Genomic DNA, 22,957 nt, shown 5'->3' with positions numbered 1-22,957 from the left:
TGCCATGTTTGTGAAAGCCGCTGATTACTTGCTGCGAGGTCCCTGCGCCGCTGGCAGGACCTGCCACTTGAAGTCGTAGTCCGTCTGGTCGAAGTAGAGGTTGCCGCCCTTCCACTCGGCCTCGCCGCGCTGTGAATCCACGTCGTCGGAACGGAACTGCCGCTTGGGCGGCATGAAGTGGCGCCCGAAGTCGTTGTTGAAGGCGATGCGGTAGTTGTCCAGGCCGCCGAGGTAGAACCACTCCAGCGCCTTGTCGTCAGCCGGGCCCGGATGCAGCCGACCGGTGGTGACGTCCATCGGTACCCAGCCGTAGGGCGCCAGGTACAGGTAGCCCCAGTCGTGGATGTTGCTGTAGTCGGTGCCGTCGTTGGAGAACACCATGCCGGACTGCCAGCGGGTGGGAATGCCGTTGAGCCGCAGCAGGGTCATCAGCAGCAGGGTCTGCTGGCCGCAGTCGGCGTGGCCGGCGTGCAGCGCGTAGTCGCTGATGTTGGAGATCGTCGAGTACTCGCGCGCACCGGCCCACGGAATCTGGTCGACCGCGGCGAACAGTTTCTGCGCGATGCGGTAAGGGTTCTTCTCGTCGCCGACGACCTTGCGCGAGAACGCGCGCATCGCATCAGTGAACACGATGTGTGGCGCGCGCTCGGCCACGAAGGGCGCCAGTTCCGGCGTGATGTTCTCCGCCGTGACCTTGTCCGGATCGAGCGCGTGGTATTGCGCGAACAGGGTCAGCTCGTAGGTGACCGAGAACACGGTCTTCTGGCCGGCTACTGCGGGTTTCTCCAGATACACGGTGCGCTGCATCGTCGATGCGGGCGCGATTTGATGCTGCGCCGGCACACTGCCGACATAGCGGATGTCTTCCTGCTGACCCGGCACCGCCTGCGGATAGGGAATCCACGCGCGCACGGTTTCGCCGGCGGGCACCGCATCGGCGTTGACGGTGAGCGTCTGAGTCATGCGTACACGCTGCGGCAGCACGCTGCTGCGATGGCCGGTCAGTGCCGCGTGGTAGATCGCGCGCTGATGGCCGTTCAACGATGCCATCGGGCCGTCGGTGATCGGCGTTTGCACTGCGCGCCGCGCCACCGCTTCCGGGCTGAGGCGGAACAGGTTGCCGGGCGAGCGCTTGAAGTAGAGCGTCCTGCCATCGATCACCTGATGCTCGAACAGGCCGGCCGCGTTCCACTTCGCGAACTCGACATCGCTCAGGTCGGGAATTTCCTTGCGCACGCGCGTCTTGACGTCATCGGCGCTGAGCGTGAAGTCGAGCAGGATGCGGCGCATGCGCTCGCGCTGGAATGCGAGCGCGGTTCTGGTCTCGGCGGACAGGCCTGCTTGTGCCAACGCATCGGTGATCGCTGTATCGGCGGCCTGGAAGTGGCCGGCGTCGATCTGGGCGATGATGGGGGTGAGCGGTGGATTGCTGGCGGTACCGGCAACCGCCAGTGGAGTGGCCAGCAGCAGGGCGAGCACGACCACGACGGTGCGCAAGCCGTGCTTGCGGCGGCGTATTTTCAGTGCGACAGGTAACAACGTATCCATCGACCAGCATCCCCACATCGAATCCCCTGAAACCGCTGTGTAACACGCTTGCAAATGCCGGTCAATAATTTATGCTTCAATTGAACTGTAAAAGAATCATCTATTCCTAATGGCATAAACCTCAAGATTTGTGCCGGCCTGCGAACCACCCACAAGGGGATGCAATGATCCACACGGTCTGGCCTTATCTGGCGGTGATGTTGTTGGCCGCCGGGCTGTTTCCCGCGGTGGAGCGGCGATTCAACTGGCGGATTTTCAATGTGCTGCCGCCGATCGTGCTCACCTATCTGTTCGTCACCGCGCTGGCGGTGTCGGGCCTGTGGCGAGTCAACAACGAAATCCGCACCGCGCAATCGATGCTCACCACGCACATGGTGCCGGCGCTGCTGTTCCTGCTGATGATCAACTGCGACCTGCGCGCGATCTGGCGATTGGGACCGCGTGTGCTGGCGGTGTTTGTGTGCGCGACCATCGCCTTGTTCGTCGCCTTCATCGCCACCTTTCTGCTCTATCACCGCTGGCTGCCGGGCGATGCGTGGCAACCGCTGGCCGCACTGTCGGGCAGCTGGATGGGCGGCACCGCCAACATGATCGCGGTGAAGCAGGCGATCGGCATGTCTGACCATTATCTGGCGATGTCGCTGCTCACCGATGCGCTGTGCTACTCGATGTGGGTGGTGGTGCTGTTCTCGGTGGCGCGGCTCGCGGTGGGGTTCAACCGCTGGACGAAAGCCAAATCCAGCGGCGACATGGAGGTGGCCGAGACGCCGGTGAGCGGCCCGACCACGTACGACAGCGTGCTGCTGTGGCTGGGCATGGCACTGGCGGTGGCGGCGTTGTCGGGTTGGTTGTCGGGCTGGCTGCCGGTGGGGAGCATGGTCAGCGGCACCACCTGGACGATCCTGCTCGCCACTGCGGCGGGACTGGTGGTGGCGCATACGCCGCTGGCGCGATTCCCCGGTGCCGGCACCATTTCCAGCGCCATGCTGATCAGCGTGGTGGCGGTGCTCGCTTCGCAAAGCAACTTCGCCGGGATCGCCGCGGCGCCACTGTATCTGCTGTGCGGCGTCACCATCATCGCGATCCACGCAGTACTGCTGATCGGCTTCGCCAAGCTTTTCCGTTTCGATCTTTATCTGTGCGGGATTTCCTCGCTTGCGCTGGTCGGCGGCGTGGCGGCCACACCGGTGCTGGCGGCGAGCTACTCGCGCGCCTTGGTCCCGGTGGGCGTGTTGCTGGCACTGCTCGGTTACATTCTCGGTACCGGCTTTGGCCTGCTGGTGGCCACCGTGATGTCGGCGCTGGCCGGGCCATGAGCGGGTTCTACTCAGGAGCATGATCATGCGACTTCCTCTTTCTCTCGCCACGCTGTTCATCCTCGGCCTTGTCGTGGCGCCGCTGCATGCGCGCGACAACGTCGCCACCAGCGCGATCCCGCCGTCGGGCGTGATGGGCGTGGGCGATGCGCAGCTCACGCCGGCGTACTGGGTCGGCCTGCAGAAGCAGCCAGACCGGGTGATCCTCAGCCGCGCACAGATCGAGGCAGAGAACACGGCGCTGCTGAAAACCGATCCGTCGATGCATGATCTGCGCGCGTTGCCGACGACGTTGACGCGCGAGCAGGTGGCCGGCTGGATCAACGCGTTGTCCGAGCGACCCGCGCGGCAGCTGTATGACGTCGACGGCCAACCCGTGGCCGCCGCCACGCTGGATGCGCTGGTCGACAATCTCGCACTGTCCGACATTCCGGCGCAGCAGGGCACGCGTTACGGCCTGGTGGTAAAGCGTGCGTCGTTCCGCGCTTTCCCCACCAACCTGCGCGTGTTCAGTTCGAAGGGCGATACCGACATCGACCGCTTCCAGGAAACCGCCGAGTTTCCCGGCGTGCCGGTGGCGATCGTGCATGCCAGCCGCGACGGCCATTGGCTGTTCGTGGTGAGCCCGCGCTATGCCGCTTGGACTGAAAAGGAGAACGTGGCAGAAGGCAGCGCCGCACAGGTCTTCGGTTATGCCGACAAGACACCGTATCGGGTGATCACCGGTGCCAGCGTACGCACCGTGTTCACGCGCGAGGTGCCCGGCGTCTCGCAGCTGCAGCTCGATATGAGCACGCGCGTACCGCTGCAGACCGATCTGCCGGCAGACCAGCCGGTCAACGGGCAGACGCCGTATGCCGCGTATACGTTGCAACTGCCGCTGCGCGACGCCGACGGCAAGCTGCAGTTCAGCCCGGCGCTGCTGCAGAAGAACACCGATACGGCGGACGACTACCTGCCGCTGACGCCGGCCAACATCATCGGCCAGGCGTTCAAGTTCCTCGGTGAGCGGTACGGCTGGGGCCACTCGTACGACGGGCGCGATTGCAGCGGTTTCGTCTCCGACGTGTACCGCAGCATGGGTGTAGAGATGCCGCGCGACACCAGCAAGCAGTCGATCAGTCCGGCGCTGGAACATCGCCTGTTCACCGACAAGGACAGCCGCGAGGCGCGCATCAAGGCTGCGCATGCATTGCAGGTCGGCGACCTGGTCTACATCCCCGGGCACGTGATGCTGGTGATCGGTCAGCGCGACGGCCAACCCTACGTGATCCATGACGTCGGCGGCATGAGTTACCGCAAGGCCGACGGCAGTATCGCGGAGATCAAGCTCAATGCAGTGTCGGTGACACCGTTGCTACCGATGCTGTTCAACGATCACCAGACCTTTGTCGACCGAATGACCAGCATCGTGCGGATTCGTCGCTGAACCTGTCGCCGATTGCATCAAAGAAGAAAACGAGGACACGGATTCCATGAAGGCTATGCCATGAAAATCACCGACATCCAGTTCGGCATGCTGCGGGTACCGCTGAAGACGCCGTTCAAGACCGCGCTGCGCACGGTCAACACGGTCGAGGACATCGTGGTGATGGTGCACACCGACAGCGGCCACGTCGGTTACGGCGAGGCGCCGGCCACCGCGGTGATTACCGGCGACACCCACGGCTCGATCATTGACGCGATCCGGCACTACATTTCGCCGCGGCTGATCGGCCAGGAGATCGCCGAGCTCAACCATCTCACCCAGCTGATCCAGAGTGCGATGGAGAAGAACACCAGCGCCAAAGCGGCGGTAGAGATCGCGATCTACGATCTGTGGGGCCAGCTCTACAACGCGCCGCTGTACAAGCTGCTCGGCGGCGGCGACCCGGTGATCACCACCGACATCACCATCAGCGTCGACTACATCGACAAGATGGTGGCCGACTCGGTCTCCGCGGTGGAGCGCGGTTTCGAGTCGCTGAAGATCAAGGTCGGCAAGGACATCGGCGTCGACATCGAGCGGGTCAAGGCGATCTATGCGGCGGTGGAAGGGCGCGCGCTGCTGCGGCTGGACGCGAACCAGGGCTGGACCGCGAAGCAGGCGGTGTACGCGCTGCAGACGCTGGAGGAAGCCGGCATCAAGCTGGAGCTGATCGAGCAGCCGGTGAAGGCGCGCGACCTGGCCGGCATGCGCTATGTCACCGAGCGCGTGCACACGCCGGTAATGGCCGACGAGAGCGTGTTCGGCCCGATGGAAGTGATCGAGCTGATCCGCATGCGCGCGGCCGACATCATCAACATCAAGCTGATGAAGACCGGCGGCATCTCCAACGCGATCCACATCGCCGACATCGCGGCGATGCACGGCATCGAGTGCATGATCGGCTGCATGCTGGAGACCAGCATCAGCGTGGCCGCCGCGGTGCACGTGGCGGTGGCCAAGTCGAACGTGATCACCAAGATCGACCTCGACGGCCCCTCGTTGTGCCTGTTCAATCCGGTCGACGGCGGGGTGATCTTCAACGAATCGGAAATCTCGGTGACGGATGCGCCCGGCCTGGGCATCCGCGAGATCCGTGGGCTGGAAAGGATCGAATCCTGATGTCGCCACTGGTCAAAATCCGTTCGGAGCGCGACCAGATGTCGGCGGTGGAGCGGCGCATCGCCGACTTCATCCTGGAGAACGCGCAGTTGCTGCGCGATTACTCCTCGCAGCAGCTGGCCAATGCGCTGGGGATCAGCCAGTCCAGCGTGGTGAAGTTCACCCAGAAGCTGGGTTTCAAGGGCTATCCGGATCTCAAGTATTCGGTCGGCGAGGCGATTGCCCGTGCCGACAACGGCGACACGCCGCAGCAGACCACCGCGCGCGCCGGTGCGTCCGACACGTCGCCGGCCGGCAACCTGTGGCGGCGCAAGTCCGAGGCCGAGGAGGCGACCCGGCTGATCAATTCGCCGGAGACGATCCAGGCCGTGGCCGCCGCGATCGAGCAGGCCGGCAAGAACGGCAAGGTCTTCATCCTCGGCTTGGGCGAGGACGACATCTACGCGCGCGGCTTCGCACTGAAGCTGTCGTTGCTGGGCATCCTCACCGTGCACAACTTCGACACCGCGCGGATGACCGCGAATGTCTCCGCGGCCAGCCCCGGCGATGTGCTGCTGGTGTTCTCCGAACACGGCAACCATCCGGCGCTGTGCAAGATCAGCCGCTACTTCCGCGAGCGCCGCGGCCAGGTGATCACGGTGACGCGGCATACCGCCAATCCGCTGCGCACGCTGGCCGATATCGCGCTGGTGGTGTCGGCGCATGACGAGCAGCCGTACATCCAGCCGCTGCTGTACCAATCGGCCTTGCAGCATCTGCTCGATGGCGTGTTCGTGCTGCTGTGCGAAGGGCACGACGACCGCCACGCACAGCTGCTGGCCAATCTCGACCGCATCCAGCTGATGCTGGAGCCGTAGCCCAACTTCTGCAGGCAGGTACGCATGGTTTTTCGACGTCATTCCCGTTCGTGCGCCGTGTGCCTCGTGCTGGCGCTGGCAACCTTGGCAATCCTGGCCGGATGTGCCGGACACGATCTGAAGGCGAGCGAGACCAGTCCGTGGCAGTCATCGCGCCAACTAGTGCTGGTCACCGTGGCCGACTGGAACACCGATCACGGCATGCTGCGCACGTATACGCGCGGCGCGCATGGCTGGGTCGCAGCCGGTGTGGCGGCGCCAGTCACGATCGGCAAGACCGGCGCCGGTTGGGGGTTGGGATTGAATGCGCCGCAAAGTGGCGGACCGGTCAAGCGCGAAGGCGACAACCGCAGCCCGGCCGGCGTGTTCCGCATCGGTGACACCTTCGGTTACGCCAGTCATGTCGATACCGCGATGCCGTATCTAGCGCTCAACGCCACCGAGTACTGCGTCGACGTCAGCGGCGCGGCGCACTACAACCGCATCGTCGACGCGAACGTGGTCGGTGCCGACGCGGTGAAGGGTTCCACCGAACCGATGCGGCGCGACCTGCACGTCAACGGCGACCAGCGCTACCGCATGGGTTTCGTGATCGAACAGAACCCGCAGGCCAAGCCGCTGGCGGGCAGCTGCATCTTCGCGCACCTGTGGGCGTCGCCGACGGATTCGACCGCCGGTTGTACCGCGATGACGCCGTCGGTGATGCAGTCGTTGCTGGCCTGGCTGCGGCCGGAAGACCAGCCGATCTTCATCCTGCTGCCACAGCATGAGTACGAGCGGCTGCGCACGGACTGGCAGTTGCCGGCGATCGCCGCGACGGGCGACGCGCCGTGAGTGCGACCGCGCGCGTGCTCACCGGCCTGGCCGCCGGTGCGGCGATCGGCCTGCTGCTGGTCGGCTGGAATCCGGCGCTGGCCTTGCAGATCGCTGACGTGGCGCAGCCGATCGGCAAGCTATGGTTGAACGCGTTGCAGATGACCGTGGTGCCGCTGGTGCTGGCGCTGGTGGTGGTCGGCGTCAACACCGCCACCGACGCGGCTGCGTCGGGTCGCATCGCGCGGCGCGCGATCGTGGTGTTCATCGTGGTGTTGACCGGCGGTGCGTTGTTTGCCGCGCTGGCGGCGCCGCTGGTGTTCGCCCTGTTTCCGCACAACCCGGCGTTGATCGTGGCGCTCGGTCACGCGGCGATACCAGCTGCCGCGCAGGCAGCACCAGTGAGCTGGGTCGACGCGCTCACCGCGATCGTGCCGAACAACGCGATCATGGCCGCAGCGCAGAGCGCGATGCTGCCGCTGGTGGTGTTCGCGCTGTTTTTCGGTTTCGCGCTGACCCGGCTTGCACCGGAGCGGCGCGCGCTGCTGCTGGAATTCTTCCAGGCGATCGCCGACGCGATGATCGTGATCGTGCGTTGGGTGCTGTGGGCTGCGCCGTTGGGCGTGTTCGCGCTGATCCTGTCGGTATGCGCGCGCTCCGGACTGGGCATGCTCAGCGCGCTCGGCGTGTATGTGCTGGTCGAGTGCCTGCTGTACCTCGCGGTCACCGTGATGATGTTGCCGGTGGCGCTGATGTTCGGCGGCGAGCGGATTCGCCGCTTCGCCGCTGCGCTGGTACCGGCGCAGGTGGTGGCGCTCAGCACGCAGTCGTCGCTGGCCTCGCTGCCGGCGATGCTGGAAAGCGCGGATCGCCGGCTCGGCTATCCGCAGCAAGTCACCGCGCTGGTGCTGCCGATGGCGGTGTCACTGTTCCGCCTGACCAGCCCGGTGCAGTACATGACCTCAGCGGCCTTCATCGCCTGGGCCTACGGGGTGGACCTGACGACGGCGCAACTGCTGGCCGGCGCGATGCTGGCGGTGGTGATCAGTCTTGGGTCCGTCGGCTTGCCGGGCCAGGTCACCTTCATCGCCACCAACCTGCCGGTGGCGCAGGCGATGGGCCTGCCGCTGAGTCCGCTGGGCTTGATGCTGGCGGTGGACACGATTCCCGACGCGCTGGCCACGCTCGGCAACGTCACCGCCGATCTCACCGCTGTCAGCGTGGTCACCCGACAATCGAGGCGCGATACCGCATGAGTTTTGTTGTGCAGAATTTCGACGCGATCGTGATCGGTGCCGGCATGGCCGGGGCCTCGGTCGCGTATTTCATGGCGCCGCATGCGCGCGTGCTGGTGCTGGAACGCGAGGCGTATGCGGGCATGCACGCGACCGGCCGTTCGGCGGCCCTGTTTTGCGAAACTTACGGCTCGCCGCAGGTGCGCGCGCTGACCCGCGCCACCCGCCCGTTCCTTGCACAGCCGCCGGAAGGTTTTGCCGCGCAGCCGATACTCAGGCGGCTCGGTGCCACGGTCATCGGTAATGCCGCGCAGGTCGATGACGTGCGTGCGATGTACGAGGCGATCGTGCCGTTCACGCGCGACATCGAATTGCACGACCAGGCCCGCGTGCTGGCGACGGTGCCGGTGCTGCGTCCCGAAGCCGCGCGGATCGGCCTGCACGAACCTGGCGCATCGGATATCGACGTCAACGAGCTGCATCAGGGTTTCCTGCGCGGATTGCGCACGCGCGGCGGCGAGCTGCGCCTGAATGTCGACATTCGCGCGATCAGTCGCAGCGCTGGTGGCTGGCAGGTGGACGATGGCGAGCAGACATTCCGCGCGCCGCTATTGCTCAACGCGGCCGGGGCCTGGGTGGATCAGGTGGCGACGCTGGCCGGGGTGGCGCCGATCGGCATCGTGCCGAAACGGCGCTCCGTGTTCCTGTTCGATCCACCGGAAAATATCGCTACCGCGCACTGGCCATTCATCACCAGCTTCGACGAGAGCTTCTACTTCAAGCCCGATGCCGGCCTGCTGCTGGGTACCTGCGCGAACGCCGATCCAACGGAACCGCATGACGTGCAGCCGGAGGACTACGACATCGCGCTGGGCATCCATCGCATCGAGGAGGCGACCACCATGACGATCCGCCGGCCGCGGCGCAGCTGGGCCGGCCTGCGCTCGTTCGTCGCCGATGGCGATCTGGTCGGCGGCTTCGCGCCGGATGCGCCGGGTTTCTTCTGGGTCGCCGCGCAGGGCGGCTACGGCATCCAGACCAGCGCCGCGATGGGCGAAGCCTGCGCCAACCTGGCGCTGGGCCGGCCGCTGCCGTCGCCGCTGATCGATGCAGGCCTGTCGGCGGCGATGCTGGCGCCGCGTCGGTTCAGCGGGGTCTAGCTACAGGCGTCAGGTTCGCAAGGCAAGCGGAAAGGGATGGCTATAATGTCGAATCCCCAGGCGCCGACGCGCCATGATTCCGGCAAGGTTCGCCATGCTCCTGATGATCGACAACTACGACAGCTTCACCTTCAACCTCGTGCAGTACCTCGGCGAGCTGGGGCAGCAGGTGAAGGTGGTGCGCAACGATGCGCTGGACATCGCCGGCATCCGTGCACTCAAGCCCTCGCACATCATGATCTCGCCCGGGCCGGGTACGCCGGATGATTCGGGCGTGTCGCTGGACGTGCTGCGCGAGCTGTCCGGCGAAGTGCCGGTGTTCGGTGTATGCCTCGGTCATCAGGCGATCGGCCAGGTGTTCGGTGGCAAGGTGATCCGCGCCAAGCAGATCATGCATGGCAAGACTTCACCGGTGCGTCATCGCGGGCAGGGCGTGTTCGCCGGCCTGCCGGATCCGTTCGAGGCGACGCGCTACCACTCGTTGGTGGTGGAGCAGTCGTCGTTGCCGGATTGCCTCGAAGTCACTGCATGGACGGAAAACCCGGACGGTTCGATCGACGAGATCATGGGCCTGCGTCACAAGACGTTGCCGGTGGAGGGCGTGCAGTTCCATCCCGAGTCGATCCTGACCCAGCATGGCCACGACCTGCTGCGCAATTTCCTCGGTCTGCCGCTGCGGCTGGCCGCATGAACGGGCACGCGCGCGACATCACGATTACCCCGCAGGAAGCCCTGCAGCGCACGATCGAACACCGCGAGATCTTCCACGACGAGATGATCGCACTGATGCGCCAGATCATGCGCGGCGAAGTGAGCCCGCTGATGACGGCGGCGATCATCACCGGCCTGCGCGTGAAGAAGGAAACCGTGGGCGAGATCACCGGCGCGGCGCGCGTGATGCGCGAGCTGTCGGCGAACGTGCCGGTCATCGGCAACACCGAGCATCTACTGGATATCGTCGGTACCGGCGGCGACGGTGCTTCCAGTTTCAATATCTCGACCGCGTCGATGTTCGTCGCGGCGGCGGCCGGCGCACGCGTGGCCAAGCATGGCGGCCGCAGCGTGTCGTCGAAGTCCGGCAGTGCCGATGTGCTGGAGGCGCTCGGCGCCTCGATCGACCTGAAACCGGTGCAGGTGGCCGAGTGCCTGGCCGAGACCGGGATCGGCTTCATGTTCGCGCCGAACCATCATCCGGCGATGAAGGTGGTGGCGCCGGTGCGCAAGGAAATGGGCGTGCGCACGCTGTTCAACATCCTCGGTCCGCTGACCAACCCGGCCGGCGCGCCGAACATCCTGATGGGCGTGTTCCATCCCGATCTGGTCGGCATCCAAGTGCGCGTGCTGCAGCAGCTCGGCGCGCAGCACGCGATGGTGGTGTGGGGGCGCGACGGCATGGACGAGGTCTCGCTCGGTGCGGCGACCCTGGTCGGCGAGCTGCGCAACGGCGTGGTGCACGAATACGAGATCGAGCCGGAAGACTACGGTCTGGCGATGGCCTCCAGCCGCAACCTGCGGGTGGACAACGTGGACGAGTCGAAGGCGATGCTGCTGGAGGCGCTGGAAGGCCGCCGCGGCATCCCGCACGACATCGTCTGTCTGAATGCCGGCGCGGCGCTGTATGCCGCCGATGTGATCGGCTCCATTGACGATGGCATCGAACTGGCGCGCACTACGATTGCCAGCGGCGCGGCGCATGCGAAAATGCTGGCCTTCGTGGCGACCACCCGGCGACTTGCCGCGCTGGACTAGATGCGCCGCCGGGTGCACACGGGCCTGCAAAGTGGCAGGATCGGAGCACCCCGTGCACGGAGCGCACTCCCCTACACCGACTAGCGAGATGCCATGACCGACATCCTCAACCGCATTCTTGCCCGCAAGGCGGAAGAGATTGCCGAGCGCCAGACAAAGCTGCCACTGACTGAATTGATGGCACGCATTGCGGAGCAGCCGGATACCCGCGGCTTTGCCGCTGCGATCGAGGCGAAGATCGCGGCCGGCCTGCCGGCGGTGATCGCCGAGGTGAAGAAGGCCAGCCCCAGCAAGGGCGTGATCCGCGCGAATTTCGATCCGGCGGCGATCGCGAAGAGCTATGAAAAAGCCGGCGCGGCCTGTCTGTCGGTGCTGACCGATAGCGATTTTTTCCAGGGCAGCGAGGCCTTCCTGCAGCAGGCCCGTGCGGCATGCTCGCTGCCGCTGCTGCGCAAGGATTTCATCATCGATCCGTACCAGGTGTACGAGGCCCGTGCGATCGGCGCCGACTGCATCTTGCTGATCGTGGCCGCGCTGGACGATGACGTGCTGTTGCAGCTGTCGCTGCTCGCCGCCGAGCTCGACCTGGATGTGTTGTGCGAAGTGCATGACGAAGAGGAGCTGGAACGCTCGATGGCGTTGCCGGTGCCGCTGATCGGCGTCAACAATCGCAACCTCCGCAGCTTCGAGACGTCGCTGGAAACCTCGCTGACACTGCAGGGGTTGATCGAGTACGACCGCGTGCTGGTGGCCGAATCGGGCATCCATACGCCGGAAGACGTGGCACGCCTGCGCGAAGGCGGCATCCAGGCGTTCCTGGTCGGCGAGGCGTTCATGCGCGCGGAAGATCCGGGCAGCGAATTGCGACGGCTGTTCGCCACGCCGTGACCATCATGCTGAAGGGGGAGGCATCGGTGGAGGCGGCGGATGTGGCGGCATTGCCGCGCGTGGTGCTGTTCGATTTCGACGGCGTGCTGATCCACGGCGATGCGTTTTATCTGTTCATCCGCGAGCGCTACCGTCGTTCGTGGTGGCGCACGTTGCTGGCGCTGCTGAGTACGCCGCTGCTGTTGCTGCAGCTGCCGTTCTCGCGCCGGTTGCCGGTGCGTGTGCTGGTGCGCATCGCACTGTTCGGACTGGGCGAGCGGAGTTACCAGGCCGCCGCGAAAGCGTTTGCCGCCAGCCTGGCGCGCCGGTCGCGGCAGTTTTGTCGCGATGGCCTGCAGGCGTTGCGCCGGCATCAGGTACAAGGCGATCGGGTGATCGTGGTGACTGGCTGCGAGCACACGCTGGTGAGCGGCATCCTGCAACAGCTGGGACTGACCGATCTGGAGATACTGGCCTCGCAGTTGCGTCCGGGCTGGCTCGGCATGCGTCCGCTACGGCACAACGTGGGCCGGCGCAAAGTGAAAACGCTGGCCGAGCATGGCGTCACCGCATGGCAGGTGGCCTACGGCGATTCGATGTTCGACGTGGCGATGCTGAAGCCGGCGACGGAAGCCGTGCTGGTCAACGGCACGCCCGCCTTGTGCAAGAAGGTCGAGAAGGCGCTGGGTCGGGCGATCACTCGCGTCGAGTGGTTCTGAAATCCACGGCGCTGCATCCACGGATTCTGGCCAGGAACACTGCGTTGATACAGCCACAGATCGAGATCGTGCCGTTCGAACCGCATCTGCGCGAACACTTCTACGCGCTGAATGCCGCGTGGCTGAAGAAGCACTTCGTGATCGAGCCGATCGACGAGCAGGTGCTGCGCAATCCCGAGCAGATGGTGCTGGAACCCGGCGGTGCGATCTTCTTTGCGCGACTCGGCGACGTGGTCATCGGCACCTGCGCGCTACTACACGAGGCGCCGGGCGTCTACGAACTTTCCAAGATGGGTGTCGACGAAGCATTCCGCGGACTGGGCGCGGGTCGGTTGCTGCTGGATGCGGCGATCGCCGAATTCCACCGACGTGGCGGCGATGCCTTGTTCCTCGAATCCAGCAGTATCCTGAAGCCCGCGCTGCACATGTACGAACAGGCCGGTTTCGTGCTGCAACCGACGATCCGCGCCGGCTCGCACTATGCGCGCGCCGACGTGTACATGATCTACGCGCCGAAGTAAGGCGTCGGCCCGCAAGCGCGGGCCGCGCAAACCTTAGCGGGTGCCGCGCACCACGATGGTCTTGCCGGAGACGTCGATCATCCGCTGCTCTTCCAGCTGCTTGAGCACGCGACCAACCATCTCGCGCGAGCAACCGACGATGCGGCTCACTTCCTGGCGCGAGATGCGGATCTGGGTGCCATCCGGGTGGGTCATCGAATCCGGCTCCTGGCACAGGTCGAGCAAGGTGCGCGAGATGCGGTTGGTGACGTCCATGAACGCCATCCGGCTGACCTGGCGCGAGGTGCGCAGCAGACGGTTGGTGAGTTGGGCGCCGATCGCGAACAGGATCTTCGGACATTCCTCACGCAGCGGGCCTTCCATCAGCTGGAACAGCCGTTCGTAGCTGATCTCGGCCATCTCGCACGGGGTGCGCGTGCGCACCATGGATTCGCGCTGCGCCTGTTCCACGAACAGACCCATCTCGCCGATGAACTGGCCGCGGCTGATATAGGCGAGGATCAGTTCACGACCCTGTTCGTCCTCGGTGCATACCGCCAGCGAGCCCTCGATCACGTAGTGCAGTGTGTTGGCCGGATCGCCCGGGCGGATGATCGCGGTCTTGCCGGGATAGCGGCGGCGATGGCACAGCCCGAGGAAGCGCTCCATCGCGGCCGGGTCGGGGGCAAAGCCGAGTGGAGCCTGGGAGCGCTCGAAAGCCTGTTGGAGCTGGTATTTAAGTTGCGCCACGATGATCCCCGAACTGGTTGTTTGCCCGCGGCGGCGACCACCGCCGCGGCATGTCTGCCTGTGATTCCCCGCAAGCCAAGCATTATGGCAAACCCTGACGGCTTGCCGAAGGTTCAATTTCATTTCATTTTGCCGCATACTTCGCAGTCTTTCGGTGGCGACGAGCTTGTCGCACGCCGTTCACAAGGGTCGTGCAGGCTGCCTGCCTGTACTCCACACCATTCTGCGGGGACCCTTGTCGCTAACCCGCCTCTACTGCTGACCGGATGTCCGGTCATGGAGAGCCGTCCGTGGTCAAACCACTTCCCCGTCTGCGTCTGCAGGGTTTCAACAACCTGACCAAGGCGTTGAGCTTCAACATCTACGACATCTGCTACGCGGTGTCCGAGGAACAGCGTCGCCGCTACATCGAGTACATCGATGAGCAGTACGACGCCGACCGGCTGACCCAGATCCTCACCGACGTGGCCGAGATCATCGGCGCGAACATCCTCAACATCGCGCGCCAGGATTACGATCCGCAGGGTGCCTCGGTGACGATGCTGATCTCCGAAGAGCCGGTGGTTGAGAAGCTTGGCCGCGACACCATCTCCGGTGCCGTGGTCGCGCACATGGACAAGAGCCACATCACCGTCCATACCTATCCGGAAACGCATCCGCACAACGGCATCGCGACCTTCCGCGCGGATATCGACGTGGCTACCTGCGGCGTGATCTCGCCGTTGAAGGCGTTGAACTATCTGATCGACAGCTTCGAGTCGGACATCGTGATCGCCGACTACCGCGTGCGCGGCTTCACCCGCGACATCAAGGGCAAGAAGCACTTCATCGACCACAAGATCAACTCGGTGCAGGACTACCTGGCCAAGCACATCCGCCAGAAGTACGAGATGTTCGACGTCAACGTGTACCAGGAAAACATGTTCCACACGAAGATGCACATCAAGGACTTCGACCTCGACACCTACCTGTTCGAGGCGCATGCCGACGATCTCTCGTTCAAGGAGCGCCAGCGCATCGAGCAGCTGCTGCGCCGCGAGATCGAGGAACTGTTCCACGGCCGCAACCTGATGTGACGAAAAACCCGCCGGAAGGCGGGTTTTTTTTGGGTTTTCTGTGGGAGCGGCTTCAGCCGCGATGCTTTGTGCGATCAAGAGCATCGCGACTGAAGTCGCTCCCACATGTGCGCTCCTACACGCGGTACGCCACCGCCTTCATCACCATCGAGCTGACGTGCATCAGCTGCGGCAGCGGGAACGGCAGTTCGATGCCACCGCGTTGCTGCGCGGCCTGTGCATGGCGGATCTCGTCGGCCTGCATCTGCGTCAGCACGGCGCGTGAGCGCTCATCCTGCACCGGCAGTTTTTCCAGATGCTCGGCTAGATGCGCTTCCACCTGTCGCTCGGTTTCGACGACGAAGCCGAGACTGACCGGATCGCCGGCCAGCGCGGCGGCGGCGCCAATCGCATAGCTGCCGGCATACCACAGCGGATTGAGCAGGCTCGGGCGGCTGTCCAGCTGTTGCAGCCGCTGGGCGCACCAGGCCAGGTGATCGGTTTCCTCGGCGGCCGCGTGCAGCAGGTGCTGGCGATTGCCGGCGTCACGCGCTAGCGCAGCCTGACCGAAATACAGCGCCTGCGCGCAGACCTCGCCGGTATGGTTGATCCGCATCAGGCCAGCAGCATGTCGGCGTTCGACCTCGTCCAGCTCCGCTTCGGCGACGCCGGTGGCGGGCGAGTGGCGATGTGCCTGCGGCGAGCCGGCGATCGCCTCCAGCGCGCGTTCGCAGCCGATCAGCAGGCGGTCGAGCGGGTTCAGCGTACGGACGTTCATGAGTGTTCCTGATTCAATCGAGTACTTATCAGTTGCTGAGCCAGCAAGGTCAATGGATGTTGGGTGGGCCAGCTCAAGTCTTGCTGGTCGATGCCGGCGGCCAGATGCAGGCGACAACCGATATTGGACGACAACAGCCGCTGCGGTTCCAGCGTGGCGGCTCGCTGCAGCGTTGCATCACGTAATTGCGCGGCGCGCGCGGGGAACTCAAGCAGGTGACTGCCAGCTGCACCGCAACAATACGGTGGTCGCGGCAACGAGAGCACTTCAAGTCCAGGTACGCGGCGCAGCAGTTGCAGCAACGCCGCATCGGTACGCGCCACGTTGATCTGCGTGCACGGCAGATGCAGCGCCACCCGTTGCGCCAGCGGGCGGAAATGTAACGATTCGGCCCGTGTCGCCAGCAGTTCCACCGGATCGAGCACGCTGATACCGGGCAGGGCGCGACGCAGCGTGCCGAGGCAGCCGGGTGTCACCGAGAGCAACTGGCTGGCGCCGCTGGCCTCCCAGGCTAGGCGCACGCGCTGCGCGGCCTGCTCGGCCGCCGCCGTGGCGCCGCCGTGCAGGTCCATCGCTCCGCAACAGAACGCCGGCAGCACGCTGACGTGGAAACCCGCTGCCTGCAGCAGGGTGATCGCGGCCTGTTGCGCTTCCGCATCGTCGACGCTGGCCACGCAGCCGGGAAACAGTGCAAGTCGCGGTTGCTCACGGTCATTGCGGTCGACTCGAACAGATGCGGCCGGGCTCTTGTCCGGCAAGCTGAGCAAGGCAGCGCGCCACGGCGAGTTCGCTGGCAGGCATCGCGCCAGCCCGTTTTTCCAGCGCGGCAGGGCCAGCCAGCCGCCGAGGCGGCGCAACGCGCGCATCAGCGCCGGCTGCTTGAGCAGGCCCAGCAACAACCGCGGCCGTCGCGGCGCCGGTCCCAGCAGGGCGCGGGTTTCGATCAGCAATTCACTGTATTGCACGTTGGCTGGGCAGACTTTTTCGCAGTTCAGGCAGCCCAGGCAGTGATCCAGGTGTTCGCGCAGCCCGGCGGTGGGGTCGGCCAGCCCGCGGGCTAGGGCCGAGGCGATGGCGATGCGCCCGCGTGGCGATTCCGCCTCGTTCCGATCCAGCGCGTAAGTGGGGCAAACCGGCAGGCACAGCCCGCATTGCACGCATTGGTCGGCCAGTTCGGCGATGCGGCCAACGGGCGCGAGCTGGGGGGACTTTTCAAGCGGCATGCTCATCATGCTATCATTGCCAGCTCACAGCCCGCCGGTCGGTGGGCTTGCGCCATGGATGACAGCTCCGCTATCATCTCGCGCCTTTGATCCACCGATTACGCGTACCGCCTCACGGCGGCAGAACAGGTATTCTGAAATGAAAACGTTTAGCGCCAATGCAGACAACGTCAAGCGCGACTGGTTCGTGGTCGACGCCACGAACAAGACGCTCGGTCGCCTGTCGACCGAAATTGCCCGTCGTCTGCGCGGCAAGCACAAGCCGGAATACACCCCGCATTGCGACACCGGCGATTATATCGTGGTGATCAACGCGCAGAAGGTGGCCGTCACCGGTGCCAAGCTGGACGACAAGAAGTACCACCGCTTCACCGGCTACATCGGCAACCTGAAGACGACCAGTCTGAAGGACCTGCTGGCGACCTACCCGGAGCGCGTGATCGAGATCGCCGTCAAGGGCATGTTGCCGAAGAACCCACTGGGCCGCGAGATGTACCGCAAGCTCAAGGTCTACGGCGGTGCCGAGCATCCGCATACCGCACAGCAGCCGCAGGCGCTGGAACTCTAAGGAATCATCATGACGATCCAGCAGAACTACGGCACTGGCCGCCGCAAAACCTCCGCCGCCCGCGTGTTCCTGCGCAAGGGCAAGGGCGCGATCGAAGTCAACGGCAAGACGCTCGAGGCCTTTTTTGGTCGCGAGACCTCGTGCATGATCGTGCGCCAGCCGCTTGAGCTGACCCAGAGCACGGACAAGTTCGACATCAAGGTGACGGTCGCCGGTGGCGGCATCACCGGTCAGGCCGGCGCAATCCGCCTCGGCATCGCCCGCGCGTTGATCGAATATGATGAAACCCTGAAATCGCCGCTGCGCAAGGCTGGTTTCGTGACCCGTGACGCCCGCGAAGTCGAGCGCAAGAAGGTCGGTCTGCACAAGGCACGTCGCGCAACCCAGTTCTCCAAGCGCTAATTCCCCTGCGGGATTTGCGTTGTGGTTCGATGCAACAAAGTCAGAGCGCATCGATCCAGCTGTTTTTGGGAGATCGTCTAACGGTAGGACGACAGCCTCTGACGCTGTCTATCTAGGTTCGAATCCTAGTCTCCCAGCCAAAATAAAAAACCCGCCCTCGTGGCGGGTTTTTTATTTTGATTGGGGGTACGGGAAGCGAGCCACGTTCGACAAATTTGTCTGGAACAAATTTGGACAGCCGCAGGCTGGCCCCGCGTTGCGGGGTTTGGCCCATGGATGGGCCAAACAATCCTAGTCTCCCGGTGCCCTCAAGCTTTGCCCGCGCATGCGGTGACTTTTGTTTTGTCTTGGTGCGCAGGCGAACCGCGTTAGTCAGTACATCACGCCATTCGCAAAATCCTGCCTCTTCGGTTCCTCAGACCGCCAGCGTAAAATCTCCGCTTTCGTCTTGCGGCAAACCGATGACCTCCGAAACCGAAAACGCAGTCGGGCATGCCGACGTGCGCCTGGAAGGCAGCACCGATGCCTTGCCGCTGTCGCCATCGCTCGGCGTGACGCTCGACGCCACCCGCATGCCGCGCCGTTCGACCCTGGTGGATCGTCGCGTGTTGCGCATCACGGCGGTGGCGATTCTGCTGGGCATCGCGGCGGCCTTCATCGCCCGGCTCCTCACCGCGTTGATCGGATTGGTGACGAACCTGGCGTTCTACGGCCGGGTGTCGACGGCATTCAGCTCGCCGGCCGATAACCACCTGGGACTGTGGGTGATCGCGGTACCGGTGATCGGTGGTTTGATCGTCGGTGTGATGGCGCGCTGGGGTTCACGCGCGATTCGCGGCCACGGCATTCCGGAGGCGATGGAGCAGGTGCTGCTCAACGAGTCGAAGATTCCGCCACGGATCACCTTCCTGAAGCCGATTTCCTCGGCGATCGCGATCGGTACCGGTGGTCCGTTCGGCGCGGAAGGTCCGATCATCGCCACCGGCGGCGCGCTTGGTTCGTTCGTCGGCCAGTTGCTGCATGTGACCGGCGCCGAGCGCAAGGTGCTGCTGGCCGCCGGTGCGGCGGCAGGCATGGCCGCGGTGTTCGGCTCACCGGTGGCGGCGGTGGTGCTGGCGATCGAGCTGCTGTTGTTCGAGCTGCGTCCGCGTTCGCTGATTCCCGTAGCGCTTGCAACCGTCGCGGCGACCGGTGTGCGCTATGCCACGGTGGGTTCGGCACCGGTGTTTGCGATGCCTGCGCTGGCCACGCCGGGCCTGCTGGCGCTGCTTTCGTATGTCGGCATTGGCGCCGTACTCGGCCTGATCAGCGTGGGCGTGACGCGGATTGTCTACGGCATCGAGGACGTGTTCGAGAAGCTGCCGATTCACTGGATGTGGTGGCCGGCGATCGGTGGCGTTGCGGTAGGCGTGGTCGGCTATTTCGCGCCGCTGACCCTCGGCGTGGGCTACAGCAATATCGAGGACATCGTGTCCGGCCAGCTCACTCTGAGTGCGCTGGCGTTTCTGTGCGTGATGAAATTCCTGTCGTGGTCGATCGCGCTGGGCAGCGGCACCTCCGGCGGCACGCTGGCGCCGCTGTTCACCATCGGCGGTGCGCTGGGCGCGCTGCTCGGCCTAGGTATCGCTGCACTGGCGCCACAGTTCGGCATCGACCCGCGGATCGCCGCGCTGGTCGGCATGGCGGCGATCTTTGCCGGCTCAGCGCGCGCATTGCTCACCGCCGTGGTGTTTGCGTTCGAGACCACCGGCCAGCCGGCGGGGCTGCTGCCTTTGCTCGGTGGTTGCACCGCGGCGTATCTGATTTCCGCGCTGCTGATGCGCAACACCATCATGACCGAGAAGATCGCCCGCCGCGGTGTGCGCGTGCCGGCCGAATACGCCGCCGACTATCTGGATCAGGTGGTGGTGCGCGACGCCTGCACGCACGAGGTGGTGACCTTGCGCACCACGCAGACGCTGGCCGAGGTGCGCCGCTGGTTCAACGAAGGTCTGCCCGACATGCAGCATCAGGGCTATCCGGTGATCGATGAAGCAGGCCATGTGCGAGGCGTGTTGACCCGGCGCACGCTGCTCGATCCGCAGTGGCATTACACGCTGTCACTGGGTGAGCTGGTGCTGCGCGAGCCGATCGTGGTGAAGGAAAGCCATTCCTTGCGCGAGGCAGCCGATCACATGGTGGCGCACAACGTCGGCCGTCTGATCGTGGTGGGTGATGAAGCGCCATACCTGCTGGTCGGCATCCTCACCCGCGGCGATATCCTCACCGCGCATGGGCAGCGCCTGCAGGAGGCACGCCAGTCCGGACGTTATCTGCATTTCCGCAAGGGGCGGGTGGTGAAGCGTCCGATCAAGCCGGCGGGCGTTTAAGCGTTTACTGGCGTCGTCGGTCGTTGACTGACGACGCCGTGTGATCACATCTCACGATCGCCGATCAGCACCACATCGGCCGGACGTCGTGCGAACAGGCCGACGGTGACGATGCCGGGCAATTGATTGAGCTCGCTTTCCAACGCGGCCGGGTCGGCGATCTGCCAGCCGTGCACGTCGATGATCCAGTTGCCGTTGTCGGTAACCACGCCGTCGCGCCACACCGGTTGGCCGCCACGCTTGACGATCTCGCGACCGATCAGGCTGCGCGCCATCGGGATCACCTCGATCGGCACCGGAAACTTGCCGAGCAGGTCGACCCGCTTGCTGGAATCGATGATGCAGACGAATTTCTCGCTCGCCGCGGCGACGATCTTCTCGCGGGTGAGCGCAGCGCCGCCGCCCTTGATCAGGCGCTTGTACGGGTCGCACTCGTCGGCGCCGTCGATGTAGATCGTCAGCGGGCCGGCGCTGTTGAGGTCGAGCACCGGAATGCCCAGTCGCTTCAGCTGTGCGGTGGACTGCTCCGAGCTGGATACCGCGCCCTGGATGCGATCCTTCAGGTCGGCCAAGGCATCGATGAAGAACGCCACGGTGGAGCCGGTACCGACGCCGACGATGGCGCCGTCCTCGACAAAGCGGATCGCGGCCTCACCGGCCTGGCGTTTTTCGTTCGGATTGCTCATGACATGGATTCCGGGAAGAGATTGTCTGGATAGTGGATAGGCGCAGCGCGGAGCGGACTCAAGTCATTCGAGCGTGAGGATGTACTGCCATTCCGTGGCAGCCACCGGCATCACCGACAGCCGGTTGCCTTTGCGCAGCAACAGCATTTCGTCCAGCGCCTCGTGACCCTTGAGTTCGTCCAGCGTGATCGTGCGCTTGAGCTTCTTCACGAACTTCACGTCGACCAGCATCCAGCGCGGTTCCTCGCGCTTGCTGGTGGGATCGAAATACTTGCTCTTGGCGTCGAACTGGCTGGGATCGGGATACGCGTCGGACGCGACCTCGGCGATGCCGACGATGCCGGGCTCGGCGCAGTTGGAGTGGTAGAAGAACACCTTGTCGCCGGGCCGCATGCTGTCGCGCATGAAGTTGCGCGCCTGATAGTTGCGCACGCCGTCCCAGGCTTCCCGCTTTTTGCGTTTCAAGTCGTCGATCGAGAACGCCTCGGGCTCGGATTTCATCAACCAGTGTTTCATGCGTTTACCCCGGGGTTGCAGTCGATCAGCTCGCGCTCGGTGGCGATGAAGTCGAGCGGGACATCCCACCCTTCCTCCGTGACCTGCGGCAATTCCTGGAAGGAGTAGGCGATGCCGACCAGCAACGGTTCGGTCGGGCGTACCTGCTCGTTGAGGAAGGCAAAGCTGCGGTCATAGTAGCCACCGCCATGACCGAGCCGGTTGCCGCGACGGTCGAAGCCGAGCAGCGGCACCAGCACCAGGTCGAGCTGGAACGGTTCGAGCAGTTCGCCCTGGGCGACCGGTTCGGGGATGCCATAACGGTTCGGCTGCACCTCCTCGCCGGATTGCCACGGCGCAAAGCGCAGGCGTTTCCCCTTGCCGATCACCGGCAGCAGGAATTGCTGGCCGCGTGCGGCCAGCGGCGGAATCACCAGATTCAGCGGCAGCTCGCCGTGGCTGGCCCAGTAGCCGGCCACGCGCGCATCGGTGAGGTACTCGGGCAGTTGCTCAAGGCTGCGGCGCAGGCCTTGCGCGGCGCTCATGCGTTCGGGCGGGGTGAGGGCGCGGCGCTGGTCGGCCAGGCGCTGGCGAAGCTCGTGTCGTTGGGCGGTGGCGTCCACGTTTCGAGCGTCTCCATCGAAAAGTCGCCCCGTTCATCGCGGGACGAACGGGGCGGGAAATTAAGTGGCGTCAACCGCGATGCCGCTGCACACCAAACGACCTTGATCCAAGATGGATCAGGTGGGAGAGCTACATGGTCTCAAGGCTTTCCGCACGTGGCGGACATGCACAACAACCGATGTGAAGCCGACCCGGGGCCGTATTTAGGAACAAGGCAAATGTAAGAGTGTGCTGGCGAACATCGCAGAAAACGCCGAGGCCGATTTTAGGCGCTTGCCCGGCAATGTGCCACTGGCGAGTGACAGTGCAGGTTCATCGAACAGCGTGATCGGTGCCGCTATCAGCGCTTCAGCAGGTCGCTCTCGAGCGCAGCATCCAGCTTGCTGCGCAAGGCGGCAAGGCCGTCGCTGAGGCGCTGCTCCTGGCCATCGTGCTGCTTGCGCAGGGTCAGGAACTCGTGGGTGACGCTGATCGCGGTCAGCACGGCCAGTCGTTCGAAACTGGGTGCTTTCGCGTTCGCGCGCAGCTCGCGCATCTTGCGGTCGAGAAAGCCGGCCGCTTCGAGCAGGCCATCGCGCTCTTCCGGCGCGCAGGCGATCAGGAATTCGCGGTCGATCAGTCGCAGCGCGACCGGTTCACTGCTGGACATGGATTCT

Annotated in this window: 24 protein-coding genes, 1 tRNA gene and 1 other RNA gene; 17 read left to right on the top strand and 9 right to left on the bottom strand. The window is 64.7% G+C overall.

All coding sequences use genetic code 11. The features are described from left to right. Positions 1-24: 24 nt before the first annotated feature. The gene (locus tag IE071_RS10985) at positions 25-1,548 is read right to left on the bottom strand and encodes a transglutaminase-like domain-containing protein (RefSeq protein ID WP_189441239.1); all 1,524 of its coding nucleotides are present in this window, start codon (positions 1,546-1,548) and stop codon (positions 25-27) included. Between the two features lie 164 nt (positions 1,549-1,712). On the opposite strand from IE071_RS10985, the gene IE071_RS10980 reads away from it, so the two are divergent. The 12 genes from IE071_RS10980 to IE071_RS10925 all read left to right on the top strand — a co-directional run bounded on the left by IE071_RS10980 (position 1,713) and on the right by IE071_RS10925 (position 13,372). Continuing rightward, entirely contained in the window at positions 1,713-2,864 is a 1,152-nt protein-coding gene (locus IE071_RS10980; protein ID WP_189441238.1) for a DUF819 family protein, read from the top strand. 25 nt (positions 2,865-2,889) lie between these two features. Next, complete coding sequence (locus IE071_RS10975) at positions 2,890-4,293, top strand: C40 family peptidase (protein ID WP_189441237.1); 1,404 nt, start codon at positions 2,890-2,892, stop codon at positions 4,291-4,293. Positions 4,294-4,353: 60 nt separating this feature from the next. Further along, complete coding sequence (locus IE071_RS10970) at positions 4,354-5,451, top strand: dipeptide epimerase (RefSeq protein WP_189441236.1); 1,098 nt, start codon at positions 4,354-4,356, stop codon at positions 5,449-5,451. Continuing rightward, the gene (locus tag IE071_RS10965; RefSeq protein WP_189441235.1) at positions 5,451-6,308 is read left to right on the top strand and encodes a MurR/RpiR family transcriptional regulator; all 858 of its coding nucleotides are present in this window, start codon (positions 5,451-5,453) and stop codon (positions 6,306-6,308) included. Before IE071_RS10970 ends, IE071_RS10965 begins: the two co-directional genes overlap by 1 nt. A gap of 24 nt (positions 6,309-6,332) precedes the next feature. Further along, complete coding sequence (locus tag IE071_RS10960; RefSeq protein WP_229792863.1) at positions 6,333-7,142, top strand: L,D-transpeptidase family protein; 810 nt, start codon at positions 6,333-6,335, stop codon at positions 7,140-7,142. Next, positions 7,139-8,377, top strand: a complete 1,239-nt coding sequence (locus IE071_RS10955; protein ID WP_189441234.1) for a dicarboxylate/amino acid:cation symporter — start codon at positions 7,139-7,141, stop codon at positions 8,375-8,377. The genes IE071_RS10960 and IE071_RS10955 overlap by 4 nt, the downstream gene beginning before the upstream one ends. Further along, complete coding sequence (locus IE071_RS10950; RefSeq protein ID WP_229792862.1) at positions 8,374-9,516, top strand: NAD(P)/FAD-dependent oxidoreductase; 1,143 nt, start codon at positions 8,374-8,376, stop codon at positions 9,514-9,516. Before IE071_RS10955 ends, IE071_RS10950 begins: the two co-directional genes overlap by 4 nt. 94 nt (positions 9,517-9,610) lie before the next feature. Beyond that, positions 9,611-10,207 carry an anthranilate synthase component II gene (locus IE071_RS10945; RefSeq protein ID WP_189441233.1) on the top strand — a complete coding sequence of 199 codons (597 nt, stop codon included), beginning with the start codon at positions 9,611-9,613 and terminating at the stop codon, positions 10,205-10,207. Next, complete coding sequence (gene trpD / locus IE071_RS10940; protein ID WP_189441232.1) at positions 10,204-11,265, top strand: anthranilate phosphoribosyltransferase; 1,062 nt, start codon at positions 10,204-10,206, stop codon at positions 11,263-11,265. The genes IE071_RS10945 and trpD overlap by 4 nt, the downstream gene beginning before the upstream one ends. Before the next feature lie 93 nt (positions 11,266-11,358). Further along, entirely contained in the window at positions 11,359-12,153 is a 795-nt protein-coding gene (gene trpC / locus IE071_RS10935; protein WP_189441231.1) for an indole-3-glycerol phosphate synthase TrpC, read from the top strand. Positions 12,154-12,158: 5 nt separating this feature from the next. Then, positions 12,159-12,851, top strand: coding sequence for an HAD family hydrolase (locus IE071_RS10930; protein ID WP_189441230.1), 693 nt, complete (start codon positions 12,159-12,161; stop codon positions 12,849-12,851). Between the two features lie 44 nt (positions 12,852-12,895). Further along, the gene (locus tag IE071_RS10925) at positions 12,896-13,372 is read left to right on the top strand and encodes a GNAT family N-acetyltransferase (RefSeq protein ID WP_229792861.1); all 477 of its coding nucleotides are present in this window, start codon (positions 12,896-12,898) and stop codon (positions 13,370-13,372) included. 33 nt (positions 13,373-13,405) lie between these two features. Here the strand turns inward: IE071_RS10925 and crp are convergent, their stop codons facing one another. Further along, complete coding sequence (crp, locus tag IE071_RS10920; protein WP_189441791.1) at positions 13,406-14,107, bottom strand: cAMP-activated global transcriptional regulator CRP; 702 nt, start codon at positions 14,105-14,107, stop codon at positions 13,406-13,408. Between the two features lie 284 nt (positions 14,108-14,391). Between crp and speD the strand changes: the two genes are divergently transcribed. Beyond that, positions 14,392-15,177, top strand: a complete 786-nt coding sequence (gene speD, locus IE071_RS10915) for an adenosylmethionine decarboxylase (RefSeq protein ID WP_113723501.1) — start codon at positions 14,392-14,394, stop codon at positions 15,175-15,177. Positions 15,178-15,292: 115 nt separating this feature from the next. On the opposite strand, the gene coq7 is transcribed toward speD, so the two are convergent. Together coq7 and IE071_RS10905 are read right to left on the bottom strand one after the other, a co-directional pair. Next, a complete protein-coding gene (gene coq7, locus IE071_RS10910) occupies positions 15,293-15,934 on the bottom strand; it encodes a 2-polyprenyl-3-methyl-6-methoxy-1,4-benzoquinone monooxygenase (protein WP_189441228.1) in 642 nt (213 codons plus the stop codon). Then, positions 15,931-17,157, bottom strand: coding sequence for a (Fe-S)-binding protein (locus IE071_RS10905; protein ID WP_229792860.1), 1,227 nt, complete (start codon positions 17,155-17,157; stop codon positions 15,931-15,933). Before IE071_RS10905 ends, coq7 begins: the two co-directional genes overlap by 4 nt. Before the next feature lie 139 nt (positions 17,158-17,296). On the opposite strand from IE071_RS10905, the gene rplM reads away from it, so the two are divergent. The 4 genes from rplM (at position 17,297) to IE071_RS10885 (ending at position 20,496) form a co-directional block, all read left to right on the top strand. Beyond that, on the top strand, positions 17,297-17,725 hold the full coding sequence (rplM, locus tag IE071_RS10900; protein WP_077440973.1) for a 50S ribosomal protein L13: 429 nt from the start codon (positions 17,297-17,299) through the stop codon (positions 17,723-17,725). Between the two features lie 9 nt (positions 17,726-17,734). Then, a complete protein-coding gene (gene rpsI / locus IE071_RS10895; protein WP_189441226.1) occupies positions 17,735-18,127 on the top strand; it encodes a 30S ribosomal protein S9 in 393 nt (130 codons plus the stop codon). A 66-nt stretch (positions 18,128-18,193) separates the two neighbouring features. Further along, positions 18,194-18,267, top strand: a tRNA-Gln gene (locus IE071_RS10890). Between the two features lie 321 nt (positions 18,268-18,588). After that, entirely contained in the window at positions 18,589-20,496 is a 1,908-nt protein-coding gene (locus tag IE071_RS10885) for a chloride channel protein (RefSeq protein WP_189441225.1), read from the top strand. A 44-nt stretch (positions 20,497-20,540) separates the two neighbouring features. Here IE071_RS10885 and rpiA read toward each other — a convergent pair whose 3' ends face one another. The 5 genes from rpiA to IE071_RS10860 all read right to left on the bottom strand — a co-directional run bounded on the left by rpiA (position 20,541) and on the right by IE071_RS10860 (position 22,950). Further along, the gene (rpiA, locus tag IE071_RS10880; RefSeq protein ID WP_189441224.1) at positions 20,541-21,182 is read right to left on the bottom strand and encodes a ribose-5-phosphate isomerase RpiA; all 642 of its coding nucleotides are present in this window, start codon (positions 21,180-21,182) and stop codon (positions 20,541-20,543) included. Between the two features lie 63 nt (positions 21,183-21,245). After that, complete coding sequence (locus IE071_RS10875) at positions 21,246-21,698, bottom strand: EVE domain-containing protein (protein WP_189441223.1); 453 nt, start codon at positions 21,696-21,698, stop codon at positions 21,246-21,248. Continuing rightward, the gene (locus IE071_RS10870) at positions 21,695-22,300 is read right to left on the bottom strand and encodes a 5-formyltetrahydrofolate cyclo-ligase (protein WP_189441222.1); all 606 of its coding nucleotides are present in this window, start codon (positions 22,298-22,300) and stop codon (positions 21,695-21,697) included. Before IE071_RS10870 ends, IE071_RS10875 begins: the two co-directional genes overlap by 4 nt. Positions 22,301-22,367: 67 nt before the next feature. Further along, positions 22,368-22,554, bottom strand: a non-coding RNA gene (gene ssrS / locus IE071_RS10865) — 6S RNA. 87 nt (positions 22,555-22,641) lie between these two features. Then, a complete protein-coding gene (locus IE071_RS10860; RefSeq protein WP_077443315.1) occupies positions 22,642-22,950 on the bottom strand; it encodes a cell division protein ZapA in 309 nt (102 codons plus the stop codon). Positions 22,951-22,957 lie beyond the last annotated feature (7 nt).

Origin of the sequence: Rhodanobacter panaciterrae (assembly GCF_014651895.1) — a bacterium.
Classification (GTDB): domain Bacteria; phylum Pseudomonadota; class Gammaproteobacteria; order Xanthomonadales; family Rhodanobacteraceae; genus Rhodanobacter; species Rhodanobacter panaciterrae.
Note: the sequence above shows the minus strand (reverse complement) of the source record. Positions and strands in the feature narration are given on the sequence as shown.

Excerpts from the sequence above, each read along its gene's own strand:
- IE071_RS10985 (WP_189441239.1), bottom strand. The coding sequence starts at position 1,548 with ATGGATACGTTGTTACCTGTCGCACTGAAAATACGCCGCCGCAAGCAC.
- IE071_RS10980 (WP_189441238.1), top strand. The coding sequence starts at position 1,713 with ATGATCCACACGGTCTGGCCTTATCTGGCGGTGATGTTGTTGGCCGCC.
- IE071_RS10975 (WP_189441237.1), top strand. The coding sequence starts at position 2,890 with ATGCGACTTCCTCTTTCTCTCGCCACGCTGTTCATCCTCGGCCTTGTC.
- IE071_RS10970 (WP_189441236.1), top strand. The coding sequence starts at position 4,354 with ATGAAAATCACCGACATCCAGTTCGGCATGCTGCGGGTACCGCTGAAG.
- IE071_RS10965 (WP_189441235.1), top strand. The coding sequence starts at position 5,451 with ATGTCGCCACTGGTCAAAATCCGTTCGGAGCGCGACCAGATGTCGGCG.
- IE071_RS10960 (WP_229792863.1), top strand. The coding sequence starts at position 6,333 with ATGGTTTTTCGACGTCATTCCCGTTCGTGCGCCGTGTGCCTCGTGCTG.
- IE071_RS10950 (WP_229792862.1), top strand. The coding sequence starts at position 8,374 with ATGAGTTTTGTTGTGCAGAATTTCGACGCGATCGTGATCGGTGCCGGC.
- IE071_RS10945 (WP_189441233.1), top strand. The coding sequence starts at position 9,611 with ATGCTCCTGATGATCGACAACTACGACAGCTTCACCTTCAACCTCGTG.
- trpD (WP_189441232.1), top strand. The coding sequence starts at position 10,204 with ATGAACGGGCACGCGCGCGACATCACGATTACCCCGCAGGAAGCCCTG.
- trpC (WP_189441231.1), top strand. The coding sequence starts at position 11,359 with ATGACCGACATCCTCAACCGCATTCTTGCCCGCAAGGCGGAAGAGATT.
- IE071_RS10930 (WP_189441230.1), top strand. The coding sequence starts at position 12,159 with ATGCTGAAGGGGGAGGCATCGGTGGAGGCGGCGGATGTGGCGGCATTG.
- coq7 (WP_189441228.1), bottom strand. The coding sequence starts at position 15,934 with ATGAACGTCCGTACGCTGAACCCGCTCGACCGCCTGCTGATCGGCTGC.
- IE071_RS10905 (WP_229792860.1), bottom strand. The coding sequence starts at position 17,157 with ATGCCGCTTGAAAAGTCCCCCCAGCTCGCGCCCGTTGGCCGCATCGCC.
- rplM (WP_077440973.1), top strand. The coding sequence starts at position 17,297 with ATGAAAACGTTTAGCGCCAATGCAGACAACGTCAAGCGCGACTGGTTC.
- rpsI (WP_189441226.1), top strand. The coding sequence starts at position 17,735 with ATGACGATCCAGCAGAACTACGGCACTGGCCGCCGCAAAACCTCCGCC.
- IE071_RS10885 (WP_189441225.1), top strand. The coding sequence starts at position 18,589 with ATGACCTCCGAAACCGAAAACGCAGTCGGGCATGCCGACGTGCGCCTG.
- rpiA (WP_189441224.1), bottom strand. The coding sequence starts at position 21,182 with ATGAGCAATCCGAACGAAAAACGCCAGGCCGGTGAGGCCGCGATCCGC.
- IE071_RS10875 (WP_189441223.1), bottom strand. The coding sequence starts at position 21,698 with ATGAAACACTGGTTGATGAAATCCGAGCCCGAGGCGTTCTCGATCGAC.
- IE071_RS10860 (WP_077443315.1), bottom strand. The coding sequence starts at position 22,950 with ATGTCCAGCAGTGAACCGGTCGCGCTGCGACTGATCGACCGCGAATTC.